This is a genomic window from Cytobacillus sp. FSL M8-0252, from assembly GCF_038007345.1.
In the GTDB taxonomy this organism is placed as follows: Bacteria; Bacillota; Bacilli; order Bacillales; family Cytobacillaceae; genus Cytobacillus; species Cytobacillus kochii.
In genome coordinates this window covers 891,809-908,555 of the sequence record NZ_JBBOWZ010000001.1, presented here as the reverse complement: position 1 = coordinate 908,555, position 16,747 = coordinate 891,809, and the positions used below count along the sequence as shown (strand labels likewise).

The window sequence follows — 16,747 nt, the reverse complement described above, 5'->3', positions numbered from 1 at the left end:
GGTATATCATAATTAACATCAATTGAAGTTACAATATTATTAATATTTTGTTAATTTGACTTCTTTGAAGACTACATACTAGAGTTGAAAGATGTGCTTCTTCGAAAGATAATAAGCAAATTAGAATGATGTGTGGGGAAATAGGGGTATGTCATGTTGACACACAAAATCCACAAGAAAAGCAGTTGAATATATGGTATAAATCCCCGGAGAACCAAATCTTTTTGTTCTTCCTTATTAAAATTGGGGTCGATAGGTTATCATTTATATGAGAGCATTGGTTTCTCTTTATACAACTCCCTCACCCCTTCCTATTTTTTCAAACATAAATGCCGTAATCTCCTCTCACCTAGTAACTTGTATCCAACTACCGATCCCACTGATAGTAAATAAAATTCCCCTCTTCTCCTTGCATGACAAAGTTATTTCTCTCTAATACTTTTTGAGAAGAAATATTATCTTTCGTTGTTTTGGCCAAGAATTGATTGATTTTCTTATTTTGCTGTAGAAGAATTTGCAATGCATGACTCGCTATCCCTTTCCCAGTGTATGTCTCACCTATGCGATAGCCAAGATAACCCTTTTTCTCTCGCCAGTCTATATCTACAATATTTATTCTACCGACAATTTCATCTGTTTCATTTCTAATAAGATAGAATAATGATTTATTTTCAGCTTGCTCCCCTAATAATTCTATTAAGACTTGTAGGAACTGCTCATATATCTCATAACTTACAGGTCTAGGTGGAACACTTTTCTCAAAAAATTGTTTATTCACTTTTTCAAATTTGAACAGTTCTTTTGCGTCATCATTAGCAAGTCTTGTCAGTCTATATGTCATCGTATAAGCTCCTCATATCGTTTCATTATCTAATGCTGCCACGATTGCTTGGCCTGCCACTTTTCCTGTAAAAAGACAGCCACCAACAAACGTTCCTTCTAATGAGCGATAGCCATGCACTCCACCTCCGCCAAAGCCGGCTACTTCTCCTGCTGCATATAAGCCGTGAACAGGGGATCCCTTTTCATTTAACACCCTTGCTGATAAATCGGTTTGCAAACCACCTAGTGTTTTTCTACTTAAGAGATTTAAACGAACGGCAATAAGCGGGCCATTTTTTGGATCAAGAATTTTATGAGGCTTAGCCACTCGTATTAATTTATCCCCCAGATAGTTTCTTGCTCCTCTAATAGCTGTCACTTGCAAATCTTTTGTAAAAGCATGATCAATCTCACGGTCTCTTGCTTGAATTTGTCTCTCAATTTCATCCACACGCAGCAAATCATTGCCAGAAAGTTTATTCATTGCAGTGACAAGATCACCTAGTTGACTAGCAATAACAAAATCTTCCCCTTTATCCATAAATGCTTTTACAGGCGTTGGTACACGTTTTAATGCTCTGCCAATCACTTTACTAATGCTTTTACCCGTTAAATCTGGATTTTGTTCGGAGCCAGATAAGGCAAACTCTTTTTCAATTATTTTATGAGAAAGAATAAACCAAGAATAGTCATAGCCTGTTTTTTTAATTGCCTCTAGTGTACTAAGTGTATCAAAACCTGGATAGTTAGGCGCTTGAAAACGTTTTCCATTTGCATCAAGCCAAATAGAAGATGGTCCAGGAAGAATACGAATCCCATGGTTCTCCCATACAGGCTGCCAATTCTTAATTCCCTCTGTGTAATGCCACATGCGGTCACGGTTCACAATCCTTCCGCCTGCTGCCTCTGTAACCGAAAGCATCCTTCCATCCACATGTGCCGGAACTCCAGAAATCATCTGTTGAGGTGGCTCTCCAAGTCTACTTGGCCAATTTTTACGAATCAGCTCCATGTTCGCACCGATTCCTCCGCTAGCGACTAAGACGAGTTTTGTATCATATTTAAAGCGACCCACTACTTCTCTATTACTTCCTTCCCCACGTTTCGCTTGGCTAGCCTTTAATACGGAGCCACTTAATCCAACAATCATACTACCGTCTGTTATTAATTGCTCCACACGGTGACGCGGTTGATATTGGACCAAGCCTTTTTTCATATGTTCCCGTACTCGGCGTTCAAATGGCTCAACGATTCCTGGACCTGTTCCCCAGACAATATGAAAGCGTGGTACAGAGTTACCAGGGCCATCAGCTAACTGTCCCCCCCTCTCTGCCCAACCGACTACTGGAAAAAAACGAACCCCCATCTTGTGTAACCATGCCCGCTTTTCTCCTGCTGCAAATTCAACATAAGCTTTAGCCCATTGCAATCCCCAATAGTCCTCATCTTCTATCCGATCAAAGCCAGCTGTCCCCTGCCAATCCTGCCATGCTAACTCCTTAGAATCCTGGATTCCCATTCGACGCTGTTCAGGGGAATTGACTAAAAACAGTCCACCAAATGACCACCATGCTTGGCCACCTAAGGATGCTTCTGGCTCTTGGTCTAAAAGTAATACCCGCTTCCCACCATCCGCTATTTCTGCCGTTGCCACCAAACCAGCTAATCCTGCGCCAACCACAATCACATCGTAATCCATTGAACTTTCCTCCATTCATCCATTTATTTAGTTATAATGACTGTTTATTGTTTGTAGGGCAAGTTAACATACTTTTTTGTTTCGCTTCATTTAAATCTATCTCGGGATACGCTCTTTCTACTAATCTATATGTTTCTACTAATATTTTTTCAAGTTCTTGTAAATCTTTCAAAGTTAATTGCCCTATATGAATTTTCTCTAACCTCTCGAGAAAATTTGATGGTTTAACTTTCAATGCGTTGACCGATTTCCTTAACCATTTAAAACCAGGGTGTTGAATGAACTCTTTATTCAATACAAATAATAATATTAAAATATTCTTTTCAACTGAAAAAAGAACTTGTTGTAACATATACCAATCATTTCGCGCTAGTAATCCATATCTACTATGCCAGCTATTTGTTACTTCTTTATACTCTTTAATCAAATTTATTGTGAGTGCTGTTGGATATCTATCAATTTGTCTTCTTGAAGCTTTAAATATGTCTTTACCAATGAGTGGAATACCACTTTGTAGGCTTGCAAGTAATACTTGTTTTTCAATATCTGCTTCTTGCTTGATTAGAAGGTCATCGATGATCCGCTGAAAAGTTATCGTGCGAAAATTACTTATTTCATATTTTACTTTAGAGACTATATACGATTCGGACCATTCTTCATCTTCAAATGGGAAAAAGTCGAGAACTTTACCCCCTCTTTCCTTTATTGGGTAAAGTCGTTCATCATCCGTATGATCTTTATTCCATAAGACGTTGATTTCAATATCGGAATACTCGTCTTCCCTACACGGGAAACAGATTCAGAAATTTATACTATATCAACATTAGTGTTACTTCGATAATATTCAGTACTTTTTTAGCCTCCTCGATCAAAATCATTCATATCATCCTTTTACAAATTTTTATTAACAAACCTTAAAATACTTCACTATATACCAACCCCTAACATTCGTTAAAAAAAGAAAAAAATCCTGCTTTCACAGGATTTCTTCTTCTATGTTAAAGTTTAAAGCGACCAATTAATGATTGAACCTTTGTCGCTAAGTTATTTAAGTGTTGTGCACTTTCAGTCACATTTTCCATCGAACCGCTTACTTCTTCTGCCGATGCAGATGTTTCTTCAATGCCCGCTGCTGATTCTTCTGTCACAGAGGCGATCTCTTCAATTGTACCGTTCATTTCTTGACTATTTGCTGTAATATCGTTAAGATTTTCTGCAATTTGAGCAATACTTTCTCCCATTTCTTGCAGTGATAGGCGGATATCATCAAATGTTTGATTGGTTTCATCCATTTGCTCTTTTCCTTTTTCAACCTCTGTATATCCCGTCTGCAAGGAAACAACGACTTCTTTTGAATCAGATTGGATGGTCATGACAATAGATGTGATATCTTGGACAGATGCTGCCACCTGTTCTGCTAGTTTACGAACTTCTTCTGCAACAACGGCAAACCCACGACCATGTTCTCCCGCTCTCGCTGCTTCAATAGCAGCATTTAATGCAAGTAAATTCGTTTGCTCAGCTACTTCTTTTATCACAGCAACCAACTTTGTGATATCTTGTGTTTGCTGATCCAATGTTTTCATTTTTGCTGTTGTTTGGCTGACAATGTCATGAATTGTCTCCATTTGTTTCGTTGATTGTTGCATATTTAACGTGCCTTTTTCCGTCATAACAAAAACATCTTTTGTCTTTTCTTGAATCCATTCACCATTCGCATTGGTCTCATCAATCTTTACAACAAAATCATTCATAAAGGAAGAAATGTCACTCGCACTTTTCGCTTGTGCTTCTGAACCATACGCAAGCTCCTCCATTGTTGTAGCAATCTGTGAAGTACCTGCTTTTACTTCTTCAGAAATTAATTTCAATTCCTCACTTTTGGCTGTTACTGTGTGAGATACATCTTGAACATCAACGAGAAGCGTTTTTATTTGTTGATTCATCTCATTCGTTGCTATTACAAGGTGACCAATCTCATTTTTATGTTTAATAGGAAGTGGTTCATGAGTAAAATCTCCATCTGCCATACTTTTCATTCTGCCTACTACATCATGCATCGGCTTTGTTAAAGCTCGGGTAATGAAGTACGAAGTAACAATTGCTAACAATAAAACCACACCAATAGTAATTAAATTAGGTAACACGATTGCTTCCCCTTGTTTTTCTAAATCCCTCGTTTTGACTATACCGCCTATAGTCCATCCGGTTGTAGGATTCTCAATATAATGAACTATTTCCTCCTCTAACTCAATACTTCCAAGTGATTGTTCATTAGAGTCTGTGGACAAATCTAATGAAGCGGCTTGTCCAATAAGTGCTGAATCAGGATGAGCAACATATTTACCAAAAGAATCGACAATCATGCCATATCCTGTGTCACCTACGTCCATTTTATTGACCATCTCAATTAATGTGTCAACAAGTACATCAGCCCCAACAACACCTACTAATTGATCATTTTGGTAAACGGCTTCAGAAATCGTTATAATCGTTTCCCCTGTACTACCATCTTTGTATGGTGCTGTCCATACGGGATCACCTTTTGCATTAACTGCCTCCTTATACCAATCTCTTTGCTTTGCAAGGAAATCATTCCCTAAATCAGCTTCAGGATAAATCACCACTTCACCCGTACTCTCACTAGCTGAATAAAGGTTGATAACAGAGTCTGTTGTTTCTTGTGTTTCGCGGAAATAGGCTAATACCTCGTCATTGTCACCTTCTGAGGGAATGATGTCCTCATTCATCGTCATTCGAGTCATGATTTGATGTTTCTGAGTAAAGAACATCTCAAAAGTATCATTTAAACTCGTTAATTGTTCTTCTACTTTTTGGTTGAGGATCGCTGTCGTATTTTTAATACTAAAATGGTAACTAACATAACTAACCGTCATGACTGCAATGATAATTAGCGCTAAGAACGGCAGCAATATTTGAAATTGAATAGTGGATGTTAAGCGGTTTAGGAATGAGTTTTCCTTCCCCTTTCGATCGTATAACTTGCCCATAAATATTCCCCTTTTTATCTAAAATGCGTGATTAATGACCTATCAAAAATAAATAACCACATCTTTTGTCCTGTTATTTTTATCGGCAGACTAGGATATCCTTTCATGTTTATCTATAATGGCAGAAAATTTAGTTTATTACTCTTATAAAGAGGTGTCACTGGAAGAATGAACATGATTCAAGTTATATTAGTAGAAAGTAATATGGAATAAGGGGACATTCGAATGAAAAAGAGCAAGTGGATTTTATTTACACTCGTTTTGTTTATAGTGGGCATCTACTTTATCGCTATGAATAAAGAAAAAAGTATCTCCATTGACCAAACAGGACAAGTTCAAGCAGTTGTTGACGAAACGAGTCGTGGGAAGGCTCAAGTTGATTGGCGCTATGTTTCAGCTATGGCAGAAGTGAAGTATGGCATTGAAGAAATAAGTAATGAGGAAATAAAACAACTGACAAATCAATTTATTACCGAAGAAAATGATGATTTTAAAATAAAAGAGATTGATAGAGTATTAACCGAAAATGAGTACAGCCAAGAAGAAAAAGAAGAAGTGAAAAATTACTATAATCAATTAACAGATCAAATTGAAGCAGCAGACAATAATAACCTAAAAAAAATGCAACGAAACTTTATCAATGATATTGAAGCAATTGCAATAGAAAACTATGAAACCTATCGTATCCTGCCATCAATTACGATTGCTCAAGCCATACTTGAATCCGATTGGGGTAGATCGACCCTCTCATCCGAATATAATAACTACTTTGGCATCAAGAGCCATAATTGGGACGGAGAATCAGTAAACCTAGAAACGAAAGAGTACTATGATGAAACAATTGAGGATGCTTTTAGGGTATATGATCAAATGGAGGATTCCGTAAAAGATCACGGAGAGTTCTTAGCCACTCACGATCGCTACAAAAAAAATGGGCTATTCAATGGCACAACTTATATGGAGCAAGCAGTAGCATTACAAGACGCTGGATACAGTACAATTGAAAATGAACAAGGCGAAAAAATCTATAGCGACCAATTGGCGCAGATTATTCAGCAACACCAATTGCAATTGATTGACAGTAAAGTATATCAATAAAATGTCCATTGAAAAAAAGGATGGGCGACAACTACAAATTCGTACACTAAACATGTACGAATAGATATTGATAAAACTCCCTTATAAGTAGCATCTTTATAATCTCTGTCTACTTATAAGGGAGCCAATCTACTTAAGTTTCAACCAGGTTCTTAGTCTGTCTTCCCTCTTTCTTTCAGTTCTTCAAACCGTTTGTTTTTAAATGCACTTGCATGTTGAATCGTTACATCTGCTCTTACTTCTACCTCACTTTTAGCTAAGTAATTTTCCTTGTCCTTTTCCCAGCTTTTAAAGTCATTACGATAGAGAATATGACCCAGGTCAAGAAAGTCTATACCTTCCTCTACCCCTAATTGGAATAGATCTTTAATTTCCTTTGACAAGTTTTTTTTTGTTTCTCTAAGTAACTGGTTATATGTCTGGTCATTTACCTTATTCCCAAGACTCGCTTTTACTTCTAGTTGTACTTCAAATTGATATTTGCCCTCTTTACTATCTACAAGTTTCTTCTTCGTCTTGATATTATCAATAACAATAATCGTTTCCTGATTTCCCCCATCAGGCACTTTCAATGAAGACCTTTCTGTACCCTTGGATACCCACCTTATGCCTTTAATTGTATCTAAATTAAAAAAACCTATATATTTAATATCTTTAATAAAAAAGGCGCCACTATAAGTCAATTTAGGCTCTTTCTTTTCGTTACTCCTCCATTGGCTCTCTGTGATTGTGATACCAGGTAAATAAGTCGTTTTCCCAGGTTCAAATATTTCTCTAAAGAATTGATAAAGCTTGATCGGTCTTACCATTGTACTTTGTTTACTTGAACGATCCGGATGATGTAATAAGGTTTCTAGAGAAGACTGTTTAAATAAACCTAGTGTGGACAACACCTTATCGATTGGATCTTTGGTAGCAAATATCCAAGGCGTTTGCCTATATTCATAATATCTCGTCAACTCGTCCAACACATGGTCAAGACCATGATTTAAAATCGCTTCACTGACAACTATTGTTGAAATATGCGAAAATATAATAACTTCCTGTTCAGATTTATATAATTCAAAATACGCATCTAATAATGTTTCTCCAGAAGATATAGAAATATATGTTTGAGCATAGCTTGTTTCACCCTCGGTTTTTGCGACAGAATCAAGTCCAACAAGTTGTATATATAATTGGTATTTCCCATCTTTAAAGTCTACACCTAAGGCAGTTGCAAAATTCAAATTCTGTATTTCTTTCATGTCAGACTTACAGGATGCACATGTCACTAGGAGAAGGAGACATAATAACGAAAGGAAGAGCTTTTTCATTTGCTCTTTCTCCTTATACTTGCAATCCAGTTTTCATTCTTTCTTCTGCGAAAAGGATTGACCATGAAAGCGGACAAAAACTCACCAAAATTCAGAGATGTTATCGGCTCTAAATAAGACACTTTAAACGATTCAAGTCTTGTTAAGTAAACAACAATACTGATGAAGCTTAAGGCAAATCCATAAACGCCTAAAAAAGTAGAGAAAAGCATCGTATATAATCGGAGGATCGTTACAGTACCAGTAAGCGATTGATTTACTAATGTAAAAGTGGCGACTGCCGCCACAGCGAAAACAACAAGCAATGTTGGAGAAGCAAGCCCTGCTCTAATTGCCGCATCTCCAATAATTATACCCCCTACAATAGAAATCGTTTGCCCTAAGGCAGTCGGCATCCGAACTCCCGCTTCTTTTAGTAATTCAAAAAGAAGGAGAATGAGAAACGATTCTAATGGTAAGGAAAAGGGTAATCCATGGCGCGAAATGACGATGGTTGCAATTAAAGGATAAGGTAGTTGGTCAATATTAATATTCGAGATAGCAAGGAAGAAAGACGGCACGAATATAGCAATAAATAAACAAACTACTCGAAGCAATCTTTGAAAGGCAACAATATAATAAGGAAAGTGAACATCTTCAGGAGATTTGATTATTCCTAATAGGTTCATCGGCCCTATTAATACCGTAGGTGACCCTTCAACAATGATAACAAATCGACCTCTAAGTAAACATTGCGCTGCAAAATCCGGCCTCGTTATATAATCTAAAAGAGGAAAGAGCGAAAATGTCTTATCTGATATCCATTGTTCAAGTTGCCCCGCACTAATAAGGCTTTCTACATCAACTTTTTCTAATCTTTTTCTCGCTTCATCAATCACATTTTGCTTAGCCTTGCCCTCTAAATAGACAAGCACTGTTTTTGTTTCTGTTTCACTTCCAATTTGAAAGACTTCACTCTTTAACTTTTCTGTTTTAATTCTTTTTCTAATCAGAGCCATATTTGTATGCAATTCTTCCGTAAATCCGTCCCTTGCACCTTTTAAGGCAACCTCCGTTTGTGAATCTTCAGGTGAGCGATGTGGAATTTGAGCGATATCGATGGCAAAATAATTCCTGCCTCCGTTTACATAGAAAATAACATAACCACCTAGTAAATGACTCACCATATCCTTTGTTTGATGAATTTTTAAAAATGTTGGCCATTGTGATGCCATTTCTTTCGAGCGGTATCCTTCATTGAAATAAGTCACAATCGCATGTACATAACGGTTATATTGTTCTCTACTAATCATTCCATCAGCGTATAAGGTGAGGACATTTTGTTGTGTAACCAAATGGATATCTGATGTCTGATTAAATAATTCTTCTAAATGCCGACTGTTTAGCTTTCCAGTATCTAAAAGTTTATCTAATTGTTTATATTGACTTTCCACGGTCATACTCTTTTTCACCCTTTCGGCTTGGAAGATAGCTGACGAACAATAGAATAATGGTCATAACCACCCCAAAACATAGGGCAACCTTGTAAAAATAATATTTAATGATATGAAAAACAAGAATATCGCTCGTCTGTAAGGAAACGATGCCATATAAGATAAGAGCTGTTAAAGTTATGAGAATAACCTTCCACCACATTTTTTGAATATGGATTATTTCCGGAATAAGAAATAAACAAAGTGAGACTCTGATGGTTACACCACTTAATAATTGAAACACAGCTAAAGCATCCACATGAGATATTAAATCCCCAATTGATACAAGTCTCCATTGTTCAAATGCAGGAAACCGCATATTAGCAGCCATACTTGGACCAAATGATGTTAATGAACCAATGGTTGGTCCCATAATAAGCATCGTTAAAACAGTTAATAACAACATTAAATACCAGTATGGTATCTTCTTTTCAAAATAGTGATGAATGATAAAGAAGATAAGTAAATCCACACTCCCACCTAGCACGATGATTACACCTTCAATAACAGAAGCGTCTTTATCAGCAAATAACGGCAAAAGATAGGAATAATCTTTTTCCTCTAATGTGGCAATCGCGACAAACATACCTAATCCCCATACAATAGGCAAGAGAATGGTCGAAGTATAGATGATCGTTTTTATGCCTGAACTGGCTGCCCACACACATAACAAAATAAAGGGTAGGGCGACAATCCATATAGGTGTAAATGGTAGGAAAAAAATATGCACTGATTGGATCAAATCAAAAAATGAAACAATACCAGCAACACTAAAATACAAGAGAAACAAACTCATAATACTATAGGAAAGAAATGTCCCAACTCTTTTTTTCATCCAAAGGAAGGTATGTTCGCCAGCTTGATTTTTAGATAAGATGATCTTATATAAAAATATCCAAACAAACATAATACCGTAGGCGATTAAAACGCTTAACCAAGCATCTCGTTTAGCCAAACCCAACAAATGGGGTAAAATGAGCACATGATTAGATATGCCTATAAATAAAATAATGACAAAAGCAAGTTGAAGGCGAGAAAACTTCATTGATCCACCCTCTCTATCTTCCATAAGATATTGGTATTATTTGTTTAATTGGCTAGCTTATTCCTATAAACTTAAATTAATATTCAGTTGGAAGATACATGTTTTTTTGGTGGCTTTAATTGTTCAATCACAAAAAAATTGGAGTTAAATTGCAGAGGAGAGGCCTAAACAGAAGACTAATTGCAACAATAAGTGAAATTACTTGTGTGGCTGAAGGGAATGATTTTTTGAACCAGGGTCACGCGCAAACTACATTTGCAACGCTTTCTTTTCTGTTTTCGGATTTGTGTATGACTTGCTATCTCCTTTTGCTTCGCTCTCATTTTGGTTTGCTCTTCTGAGTGACTTGCTCTCTCCTTTTGCTTCGCTCTCGTTTCGGTTTGCTCTTCTGAGTGACTCGCTCTCCCCTTTTGCTGCGCTCTCGTTTGGGTTTGCTCATTTGAGTGACTCGCTATCTCCTTTTGCTGCGCTCTCATTTCGGTTTGCTCTTCTGAGTGACTCGCTCTCTCCTTTTGCTTCCCTCTCATTTTGGTTTGCTCATCTGAGTGACTCGCTCTCTCCTTTTGCTTTGCTCTCATTTTGGTTTACTCATCTGAGTGACTCGCTCTCCCCTTTTGCTTCGCTCTCATTTCGGTTTGCTCATCTGAGTGACTTGCTCTCTCCTTTTGCTGCGCTCTCATTTTGGTTTACTCATCTGAGTGACTCGCTATCTCCTTTTGCTGCGCTCTCATTTCGGTTTGCTCATTTGAGTGACTCGCTATCTCCTTTTGCTGCGCTCTCATTTCGGTTTGCTCATCTGAGTGACTCGCTATCTCCTTTTGCTTTGCTCTCATTTTGGTTTGCTCATCTGAGTGACTCGCTATCTCCTTTTGCTTTGCTCTCATTTTGGTTTGCTCATCTGAGTGACTCGCTATCGCCTTTTGCTTTGCTCTCATTTTGGTTTACTCTTCTGAGTGACTCGCTATCTCCTTTTGCTGCGCTCTCATTTCGGTTTGCTCATCTGAGTGACTCGCTATTGCCTTTTGCTACGCTCTCGTTTCGGTTTGCTCATCTGAGTGACTCGCTCTCCCCTTTTGCTTCGCTCTCATTTCGGGTTGCTCTTCTGAGTGACTCGCTCTCCCCTTTTGCTTCGCTCTCGTTTCGGTTTGCTCTTCTGAGTGACTCGCTCTCCCCTTTTGCTTCGCTCTCGTTTTGGTTTGCTCATTTGAGTGACTCGCTCTCTCCTTTTGCTTCCCTCTCATTTTGGTTTGCTCTTCTGAGTGACTCGCTATCTCCTTTTGCTTCCCTCTCATTTCGGTTTGCTCATTTGAGTGACTCGCTCTCCCCTTTTGCTGCGCTCTCGTTTCGGTTTGCTCATTTGAGTGACTCGCTATCGCCTTTTCCTTCGCTCTCGTTTTGGTTTCCTCATCTGAGTGACTCGCTCTCCTCTTTTGCTTCGCTCTCGTTTGAATTTTTTCTTCTGAGTGACATGCAACAACTTTCTTCTACTCGGCTTTCAATCTCTTTCTTCACTTTGAATAATGCGTATATCTTAAATACCCAACTCTTTAACTTGTGTGAACAAATGATAAGAACGACTTAATATCTTTTAAATTCTTCAAATATCACTAATTTATCACCACCTCTACACAAATAAAAAACCGTAACAGAAACGTTTAATCAGTTTCTTGTTACGGTTATAATCCCTCTCTAACTATTTCCTTTTTTTCATATACAAACCGACAACGATAAGAACGACAACAGCAACTAAGCCGATAAACAACCAATTGGCATAATGATTACCTTTCTCTTCTTCCACTACTTCAGCTTTTTCTTTCTTACTCTCTTCATCAATAGAAGATGTTTCTTCCTCAACTACTTGTTCTTGTACAAGCTGCTCTTCAGATATAGATAAGAACTGTGCCACCTCTTCACCGTTATCATGAGGGTCTTCTATTAGTAATGAAGTTGTCACATACATTCCTTCCCAAACAGTAGGATCAACAGATGGTGCATCTACATATGGGTGAGCAGCAAGTATGATTGTTTCATCACCTATTTGAATTTGATATTGGTGAGTATCTTTCCCATCAACACTTATCTCTTTTTGTTCGACAGCTTCAACTTGACCAACTGGCCCTTCAGTAAAGCCAGCCTCCTCTATTAGCGAACTTCCGTGTTCACTAATAAACATAGCAAATGCTTCTCTTGTTAAGCCCTCAGAACCATTTTCAATTGCCAGTTCACCTGCAAAGAAAGCTTCATTTACATCAGCAAATGTCGCGTTCCCCTTGAGTGAAGAGATCCATCCTTTTTCCACTACTTGTTGGGCCGTATTTTCTCCTTCAAGGTGGTAATATGCTGCGACAAACTCAGCCAATTCTTCCATCGTCAAACTGTCATTTGGTCTGAAAATGGCAGTTTCATCTTGACTATTCGTCATCCCTAAAGCGGTAATAAACAATATCTCACCTTTTGCCTCTGTATAATTTAAATCATTATAAGCATTATCAGCATTCATCACATGTGCATGAGCTTGTGACGTTATCAGTATAAATAACACCGCACATATACTGACGATTTTCTTCCACATCTCTTTTCTCTCCTTATTTGGTTTGTAATTGTAGATAACCATCTTTTTGTGTAAGATATGGTTGTTCCACGCCATCTAAGTTTTTTAAAGTTTCATAGGATAAGGTAAATGGAATCAATTCTTCTAATAACTCTTTCGGTAAGAAAAATCCATTATAAAAGCCTTCTTCTAATATCAAGCTTGCGGATTGTCCATCCTTATTCTGTAAGACTTGCCCGATTAAAATAACATGTCCCTCTGGACGCTCGTAAACCATATACACATGATCCGCCCGAAAATAATAGGATAAATCACTTTCAGTATTTAACCATTCTCCTGACAATCGATACGTACCATCAGGTTGAGCCACTACCCAATGAGTCAACTCCTCATTAATTCGCTTATTATCGCGCTCAATACCGGCAATAATATGATCCTCTATTTCAGCCGTCCAATCAATATCTAAATAGTTAGCGATCTGTTCTAATCCTAACCCTTCATTTTCCGCTAAATAGGTCGCTCTAGCTTGGATATTTTTCTCAATCATCCCTAACAACTCTTGATGTCCTTCTAACGCATTCTTTGCTGCCTCTAGTTGCTTAAACGACAGATAGAGTGTATTTAATTCCTCTAAATACGCATCAATCTGCTGCTCTATCAGCCAATAATTCCCTTGGATATCAACTATATCTTCACCATTTTCAGTCATAGCTAGCCATGTATCTAGACCAACATCACTATAAAATTGCAGCTGATCAACGGCTAGTCCTTGATCTTGCTTAAATGCTGTTTCTAGTGATTCTACCTGTGGCTCTAGTGCTGCAATTTCCTTCTCTGTTGCCTTCATCTCATCCTTTAGCTTATCAATCGTTGATTCATCATAGACAATGGCAAGAAAGTCAGCAAAAGCGCCTGTCAGGTGAGCATAAACAGGAAGTGCGAGTCCCATAACAAGCATAATAGTGAGTATGACTTTTTTAAACATCACGAATCAACTTTCTTGTTGCAAGAAAACTTGCCCCAATGCCAATCACTATACTTACAATACATTGCAAACTAAAGACGATGATCCGATTAGAGCTATCTAACTGTATTAAAAAAGGCACTGCTTGTTCAATTGGATGTAGGACAAGTTTAAATAGAGCAAAGGTAGAGAAAAGGCTCAAGATACCACCCACTAACCCTAATAAAAACCCTTCAATTAAGAATTGTAATCTAACATGAGCAGGATTCGCTCCTACTAATAGCTTTACACGAATTTCTTTTTCTCTTTGATATAATGCTAGATGAAAGGCAATGTAGGCAACCATACAAGCAATGATTAAAAGTATGATAGCAATGATACTAACATATGTTTCAACTTTCTTAATCCACTCGTACAGTGTCTGAGCCATCTCTTGTGGATAGATGACCTCTGCAATGCCCTGCATACCATCTAAAGACCGAGCCACTTCCTCTATTAGACTTGCATCTGTCACATGGACTTTAATAGCATCATTCATCGCCCCATTGGTAAAGGAATCCAACAAATGCTCTCTATTCATAAAAAAATGTGAGAGACCAGCTAACACTTCATCGCCTGTTTCTACTTCGACAGATTGAATAAAATCATTCTCTACAAGCACAGAAGATAGTTGTTCGGTATCATACCCTTTCTCCACGTACACCTTCATTGAGATTTGCGACTCCACATAAGTGATAGTATCTTCAAGAGCAAGCCTCATTAAAAGCAGACCACCGATTAAAGTGACAGCTACAAAGATAAGAATAATAGATGCAAGCGATGCACCTTTATTGCGCTTCAGTCCAGATTGGACATCGTCCCATATATAGCGGAATGATTCAAAGCTCATAAACCTTACCTCCCTCAATCACCCATGACATCTCATTCATTTGTTGAATCAGTTGTTCAGAGTGAGTGATGACCAACATCGATACACCTTCTTCTTCATGTAGCTCTTTTAACAAGGTTAATATTTCGAGAGAAGTTTCTCTGTCAAGATTACCAGTTGGTTCATCAGCTAGAATGAGCTTTGGTTTATTCAATAAGGCACGAGCAACAGCTGTGCGTTGTTGCTGCCCTCCTGATAATTGCTTCGGAAAATGGTGGAGATGGTCTGCCAGTCCTACTCTTGTTAGAAGACGAACCGCTTCGTTGTCTATCTCCTTTTGTGGTTTTCCTAAAATCTTTCCTGCGAGCATGACATTTTCTAACACTGTCTTTCGCTCTAATAATTCAAAGGATTGGAAAACCACACCCATTTTTCTCCTTAATTCATATTTCTTCATTTGTCCAATCTCTTGCCCATCAATCAGAATGTCTCCACTATCTCTCTCTATTTCTCTGTAAAGTAATTTAATTAACGTACTTTTTCCAGATCCAGATTTCCCTTTTAAAAATGCGAACTCATTCGATTGAAGCTGAAATTGGACATCCTGTAAAACCTTTCTGTCTCCATAACTCTTTGATACACGATTTAATACAATCACGATTAAATCTTACCTTCCTCAAGCCAAGGAAGAAATCCCCTTAAAAAACGTTCTGTTGCCGGCATAAAATAAGAACCGTAATGATAATCAGGATCGAGCGTCGTATTAATCCATGTTCCTTTCGAACTTACTTTATCAATATAAAATACCGCTCCACCATCTTCTGTCGCTACTAATACTTCACTGCCTTCGGGTGGCCAGTACACACCGTGTTGATGCCATGTTGCATCAGATAATGTTAAATAATTTTTGAATAGATCATGGTTTTCTCCTGCTAATACAAGACCGCTTTTCGCATCTTTCTCTAACCACCACCAAAAATTCGTAATTCGGAATTCCCAATCATGTTTAGGTAACCAATCAAAGCCTTGCGGACCAAACGTCACAACAATCCCACCATTATCTGCATAGGCATGAATTTTCTCGACATTTTCCTTTAAGAGTCCTAAATGCGTTTGTGATGGAATGAGCAAAACATCGATTTCTTCAAACGATGCCTCTGCTAATTCTCTAATAGGGATTAATTGATGGAAATGTTTAGCGAACTCAGACGTTTTGTATGTGCGGTGGTGCTGCGAACTTCCTCCGTAAACAACAGCAATCTTTCTCATGATTGTACCCCCTGAATTGTTTTACTATATTCCTCTTCTACCCATTTTCTTAATTGCGGAGAAATGCGTGACGTAGTTTTCTCTAGATCATTACTTCCCATATAGCCGAATAAATCAAAGCCTACATGAACAAGAATCGTCCCGTTTGTACTTTGTCGATCGATATATGTAATCGGTTCTTTTCCATCCAATGTAAGAAGCACCTCTGCCCCTTCTGGTAACGGATGATGACCGCGAGCAAAAAATCCAGCAACTCCTTTATTAAAAGTCATATCATCCTCTAGTACTCCTTCAAAAATTGGGTGAGCTGATTCAATTTTGACTGCATAATCTTGAAAACTCTTAATCTCCTTCGGCACAAACGGGCGACCGCCTGGTAACCAATCAGTGACTAGATTGCCTGAGAATATGACAATTTTCCCCTCATCTAAAAATGATGAAATTATGTCCTTATGCTCTAATAAAAAGTCCTGATCACACATACCCCCAATAACTAAACATGCATAAGGAGTGAAGTCTGTATATGGTAACTGGTAAATATCTACATGTGTAAAGCCAGTTGAATCTTGATTTTCTAAACGAGTTTGGGCAAAAACACCACCAGCGTTTAATGAGATAAATTGAATAGTCAT

General features: G+C 37.9%; 17 protein-coding genes. 1 reads left to right on the top strand and 16 read right to left on the bottom strand.

The window, feature by feature from the left end; translation table 11 throughout:
* Positions 1-367: 367 nt before the first annotated feature.
* The 4 genes from MKX83_RS04730 to MKX83_RS04715 all read right to left on the bottom strand — a co-directional run bounded on the left by MKX83_RS04730 (position 368) and on the right by MKX83_RS04715 (position 5,532).
* Positions 368-841, bottom strand: a complete 474-nt coding sequence (locus MKX83_RS04730) for a GNAT family N-acetyltransferase (RefSeq protein ID WP_095370487.1) — start codon at positions 839-841, stop codon at positions 368-370.
* A 12-nt stretch (positions 842-853) separates the two neighbouring features.
* Positions 854-2,521: an FAD-binding dehydrogenase gene (locus MKX83_RS04725; RefSeq protein ID WP_322910095.1), complete on the bottom strand. Its 1,668-nt coding sequence runs from the start codon at positions 2,519-2,521 to the stop codon at positions 854-856.
* A 31-nt stretch (positions 2,522-2,552) separates the two neighbouring features.
* Positions 2,553-3,065 (bottom strand): DUF4037 domain-containing protein, encoded by a 513-nt coding sequence (locus MKX83_RS04720; RefSeq protein WP_341058573.1) that lies wholly within the window; start codon positions 3,063-3,065, stop codon positions 2,553-2,555.
* A gap of 454 nt (positions 3,066-3,519) precedes the next feature.
* Positions 3,520-5,532: a methyl-accepting chemotaxis protein gene (locus MKX83_RS04715; protein ID WP_341054369.1), complete on the bottom strand. Its 2,013-nt coding sequence runs from the start codon at positions 5,530-5,532 to the stop codon at positions 3,520-3,522.
* Between the two features lie 225 nt (positions 5,533-5,757).
* On the opposite strand from MKX83_RS04715, the gene MKX83_RS04710 reads away from it, so the two are divergent.
* Entirely contained in the window at positions 5,758-6,630 is an 873-nt protein-coding gene (locus MKX83_RS04710) for a glycoside hydrolase family 73 protein (RefSeq protein WP_224934533.1), read from the top strand.
* A 152-nt stretch (positions 6,631-6,782) separates the two neighbouring features.
* Here MKX83_RS04710 and MKX83_RS04705 read toward each other — a convergent pair whose 3' ends face one another.
* From MKX83_RS04705 to MKX83_RS04650, 12 genes are all read right to left on the bottom strand, one after another.
* A complete protein-coding gene (locus tag MKX83_RS04705) occupies positions 6,783-7,946 on the bottom strand; it encodes a Ger(x)C family spore germination protein (protein ID WP_341054366.1) in 1,164 nt (387 codons plus the stop codon).
* Positions 7,943-9,385, bottom strand: coding sequence for a spore germination protein (locus MKX83_RS04700; protein WP_095370493.1), 1,443 nt, complete (start codon positions 9,383-9,385; stop codon positions 7,943-7,945). The genes MKX83_RS04705 and MKX83_RS04700 overlap by 4 nt, the downstream gene beginning before the upstream one ends.
* On the bottom strand, positions 9,363-10,463 hold the full coding sequence (locus MKX83_RS04695) for a GerAB/ArcD/ProY family transporter (protein ID WP_341054363.1): 1,101 nt from the start codon (positions 10,461-10,463) through the stop codon (positions 9,363-9,365). Before MKX83_RS04695 ends, MKX83_RS04700 begins: the two co-directional genes overlap by 23 nt.
* A gap of 176 nt (positions 10,464-10,639) precedes the next feature.
* Positions 10,640-11,041 carry a hypothetical protein gene (locus MKX83_RS04690; protein ID WP_341054360.1) on the bottom strand — a complete coding sequence of 134 codons (402 nt, stop codon included), beginning with the start codon at positions 11,039-11,041 and terminating at the stop codon, positions 10,640-10,642.
* A gap of 108 nt (positions 11,042-11,149) precedes the next feature.
* Positions 11,150-11,398, bottom strand: coding sequence for a hypothetical protein (locus tag MKX83_RS04685; protein ID WP_341054357.1), 249 nt, complete (start codon positions 11,396-11,398; stop codon positions 11,150-11,152).
* A 90-nt stretch (positions 11,399-11,488) separates the two neighbouring features.
* Positions 11,489-11,755 carry a hypothetical protein gene (locus MKX83_RS04680; protein WP_341054355.1) on the bottom strand — a complete coding sequence of 89 codons (267 nt, stop codon included), beginning with the start codon at positions 11,753-11,755 and terminating at the stop codon, positions 11,489-11,491.
* 401 nt (positions 11,756-12,156) lie between these two features.
* Complete coding sequence (locus MKX83_RS04675) at positions 12,157-13,035, bottom strand: hypothetical protein (protein ID WP_341054353.1); 879 nt, start codon at positions 13,033-13,035, stop codon at positions 12,157-12,159.
* A gap of 13 nt (positions 13,036-13,048) precedes the next feature.
* Complete coding sequence (locus MKX83_RS04670; protein ID WP_095370498.1) at positions 13,049-13,999, bottom strand: hypothetical protein; 951 nt, start codon at positions 13,997-13,999, stop codon at positions 13,049-13,051.
* Positions 13,992-14,867 carry a cell division protein FtsX gene (locus tag MKX83_RS04665; protein ID WP_341054350.1) on the bottom strand — a complete coding sequence of 292 codons (876 nt, stop codon included), beginning with the start codon at positions 14,865-14,867 and terminating at the stop codon, positions 13,992-13,994. The genes MKX83_RS04670 and MKX83_RS04665 overlap by 8 nt, the downstream gene beginning before the upstream one ends.
* Complete coding sequence (locus MKX83_RS04660) at positions 14,857-15,504, bottom strand: cell division ATP-binding protein FtsE (protein ID WP_341054347.1); 648 nt, start codon at positions 15,502-15,504, stop codon at positions 14,857-14,859. The genes MKX83_RS04665 and MKX83_RS04660 overlap by 11 nt, the downstream gene beginning before the upstream one ends.
* Before the next feature lie 2 nt (positions 15,505-15,506).
* Positions 15,507-16,115: a hypothetical protein gene (locus MKX83_RS04655; protein ID WP_095370501.1), complete on the bottom strand. Its 609-nt coding sequence runs from the start codon at positions 16,113-16,115 to the stop codon at positions 15,507-15,509.
* Entirely contained in the window at positions 16,112-16,747 is a 636-nt protein-coding gene (locus MKX83_RS04650; protein WP_095370502.1) for a phosphate starvation-inducible protein PhoH, read from the bottom strand. The genes MKX83_RS04655 and MKX83_RS04650 overlap by 4 nt, the downstream gene beginning before the upstream one ends.

Coding starts and splice junctions, on each gene's coding strand:
- MKX83_RS04730 (WP_095370487.1), bottom strand. CDS start 841: ATGACATATAGACTGACAAGACTTGCTAATGATGACGCAAAAGAACTG.
- MKX83_RS04725 (WP_322910095.1), bottom strand. CDS start 2,521: ATGGATTACGATGTGATTGTGGTTGGCGCAGGATTAGCTGGTTTGGTG.
- MKX83_RS04715 (WP_341054369.1), bottom strand. CDS start 5,532: ATGGGCAAGTTATACGATCGAAAGGGGAAGGAAAACTCATTCCTAAAC.
- MKX83_RS04710 (WP_224934533.1), top strand. CDS start 5,758: ATGAAAAAGAGCAAGTGGATTTTATTTACACTCGTTTTGTTTATAGTG.
- MKX83_RS04705 (WP_341054366.1), bottom strand. CDS start 7,946: ATGAAAAAGCTCTTCCTTTCGTTATTATGTCTCCTTCTCCTAGTGACA.
- MKX83_RS04700 (WP_095370493.1), bottom strand. CDS start 9,385: ATGACCGTGGAAAGTCAATATAAACAATTAGATAAACTTTTAGATACT.
- MKX83_RS04695 (WP_341054363.1), bottom strand. CDS start 10,463: ATGAAGTTTTCTCGCCTTCAACTTGCTTTTGTCATTATTTTATTTATA.
- MKX83_RS04690 (WP_341054360.1), bottom strand. CDS start 11,041: ATGAGAGCAAAGCAAAAGGAGAGAGCGAGTCACTCAGATGAGCAAACC.
- MKX83_RS04685 (WP_341054357.1), bottom strand. CDS start 11,398: ATGAGAGCAAAGCAAAAGGCGATAGCGAGTCACTCAGATGAGCAAACC.
- MKX83_RS04680 (WP_341054355.1), bottom strand. CDS start 11,755: ATGAGAGGGAAGCAAAAGGAGATAGCGAGTCACTCAGAAGAGCAAACC.
- MKX83_RS04675 (WP_341054353.1), bottom strand. CDS start 13,035: ATGTGGAAGAAAATCGTCAGTATATGTGCGGTGTTATTTATACTGATA.
- MKX83_RS04670 (WP_095370498.1), bottom strand. CDS start 13,999: ATGTTTAAAAAAGTCATACTCACTATTATGCTTGTTATGGGACTCGCA.
- MKX83_RS04665 (WP_341054350.1), bottom strand. CDS start 14,867: ATGAGCTTTGAATCATTCCGCTATATATGGGACGATGTCCAATCTGGA.
- MKX83_RS04655 (WP_095370501.1), bottom strand. CDS start 16,115: ATGAGAAAGATTGCTGTTGTTTACGGAGGAAGTTCGCAGCACCACCGC.
- MKX83_RS04650 (WP_095370502.1), bottom strand. CDS start 16,747: ATGACTATTCAATTTATCTCATTAAACGCTGGTGGTGTTTTTGCCCAA.